3 protein-coding genes and 1 pseudogene are annotated in these 2,134 nt (G+C 29.7%); all 4 read left to right on the plus strand.

Annotation, left to right across the window (positions count from 1 at the left end; translation table 11 throughout):
* Positions 1-268, plus strand: a pseudogene (locus B0E44_RS18940) (hypothetical protein); the annotation flags it as partial.
* A gap of 214 nt (positions 269-482) precedes the next feature.
* Positions 483-1,205: a YqjF family protein gene (locus B0E44_RS07245; RefSeq protein ID WP_077372267.1), complete on the plus strand. Its 723-nt coding sequence runs from the start codon at positions 483-485 to the stop codon at positions 1,203-1,205.
* A 174-nt stretch (positions 1,206-1,379) separates the two neighbouring features.
* Positions 1,380-1,754 carry a hypothetical protein gene (locus B0E44_RS07250; RefSeq protein WP_077372270.1) on the plus strand — a complete coding sequence of 125 codons (375 nt, stop codon included), beginning with the start codon at positions 1,380-1,382 and terminating at the stop codon, positions 1,752-1,754.
* Positions 1,755-1,915: 161 nt separating this feature from the next.
* On the plus strand, positions 1,916-2,134 hold a 219-nt coding region (locus B0E44_RS18945; protein ID WP_217341297.1), incomplete at its 3' end, for a hypothetical protein.

Raw genomic sequence — 2,134 nt, forward strand, 5'->3', positions numbered from 1 at the left:
GACTACATATAAATACGATGTAAATAAAAATAAAATAGAAGAGATTACTTACCAAGATTCTTCAACTATTAGACATAAACAAAACTTGAAATATAATGAAAGAGGAATTGTTATAGAAGATACATTAACTAATCTAGATGCTTACTTAGATTATAAAATGAAAGTGATAAAAATAACTTATGATAAAATCGGTAATTGGATCCAAATGGTTTGCAAAAATGGAGATTCTACCTACTCTATTTTAAATCGAGAAATAGAATACTATTGACCAAATGTTTTAAACTATTATGGTCAGCATTACTAAATTATAAGGTAAAATATCCTGCCCATAACAGCCACTACAACGGATTTGGGCATTAGGCTTAATGGAAAAATGGTTTTGTATTTGGGATGATTTGGCAAATCCGAAAATAGGGCTTAATTTAGTCCCAAACCCGCTGTAGTGCCAGAACGTTACCAGCTATACTAACACGAATTCACGAATGACAGATATTGACGATATCCTTTCTAATATTGCTCACAGACCTTTTGCACTTCCTGATGGACAGTGGGAATATTATCAAGAATGGAATAATGCATTGTTTTTTCATTGGGCAATCCCATTTGAAATATTACGAAAATGTGTTCCTGAAAATTTCAATATAGACACTTTCGATGGCAACTGTTATGTTTCATTAGTTGCTTTTACGATGGAAAAAATTAGACCAAAACATCTGCCTTCAATTTCTTTTATTTCAAACTTTGATGAAATAAACTTGCGGACATACATTGAAAATGACAATAAAAAGGGTGTATATTTTTTAAACATTGAAGCTGAAAAATTGCTTTCAACTTTCATAGCAAAGGCATTATCAGGTCTTCCTTATGAAAAGTCCAATATAAAACGAACAGACAAAAAATATAGCTCAAAAAATATTCGTAAAGGGTTTTACCTTGATACTGAATTTGAAATCAAAAATAGACTTCAAAGCAAAACTGAATTGGACAAATGGCTTACAGAAAGATATTGCTTATATCTTCAAAAAGACAGTAAATCTTACCGTTACGATATTCATCATAAAGAATGGGAAATAAAAAATGTAGAAATTATAAAGCTTAATTTGAATTATAAAATTGGCGACATAAATTTATCAGATCGAAAACCAAATTTGACACATTATTCTGAAGGCGTAAAAGTAATAGCTTGGAAACGTCAAAAAGCATAGAAAGTACAGCTGGTAACAGCCACTACAACGGATTTGGGCAATTGGCTTAATGGAAAAATGGTCTTGTATTTGGAATGATTTGGCAAATCCGAAAATAGGGCTTAATTTAATCCCAAACCCGCTGTAGTGCCAGAACGTTAGCAGTAATGCACAAATATTGCAAAAAAAACAGATATGACAATTGAAGAAATTCAAAAAAATACTTCCTTTTTATTTTTATGTAAGGATGCTTATTTTAAAAAAATCCGACCTGCAGATTCTGAAAGCAGACTATCAGAAGAATATAAAAGTTTAGTTGAAATTGGAAAGATATATTTTGATAATAATCTTGTGGAAAACTTTGGAATGTATCTGAAGGAAAGTCAATATCGCATTCAACTGTGGACTGCTCATTTAATACTTGAATATGGAAATCCCAATAATAATTTACGACAACAATGTATTGATGAAATTATAAAATACACAAATAATCCTTTAGCCCGAGAAATAGAAAATGAAGAAAAACTATGGCTAAATAATTATTACGAAAATCAAACAAAAAATGACTAAAAGCACTACTGCTAACACTTGTTACTAGTAATTTGGGCAATTGGTTTAATTGAAAAATGGTTTTGTTTTTGGGATTTTTAGGCAAATCCGAAGATAAGGCTTAATTTAACCCCAAACCACTAGTAGCAAGGGAACGTTAGCAGAAATTAAAAAACAACAAAATGTTAAACCCAAAAACTGACAAGCAAAAATTTATCTATACACTAATTTATCCAGCATTATTGGGATCAATGTTATTTGAAATTTTACCAATTAAATTTTGTCAAATATATCTTTTTAAATTTTTCATAATCATCTTTTTTCTACTCGATTATTATCATTTATATTTTATCATGGATAATAAATTTGATGATAAGAAGAAAAACAGTCCAGAATACATC

Origin of the sequence: Flavobacterium sp. A45, assembly GCF_002001005.1 — a bacterium.
In the GTDB taxonomy this organism is placed as follows: domain Bacteria; phylum Bacteroidota; class Bacteroidia; order Flavobacteriales; family Flavobacteriaceae; genus Flavobacterium.

Excerpts from the sequence above, each read along its gene's own strand:
- B0E44_RS07245 (WP_077372267.1), top strand. The coding sequence starts at position 483 with ATGACAGATATTGACGATATCCTTTCTAATATTGCTCACAGACCTTTT.
- B0E44_RS07250 (WP_077372270.1), top strand. The coding sequence starts at position 1,380 with ATGACAATTGAAGAAATTCAAAAAAATACTTCCTTTTTATTTTTATGT.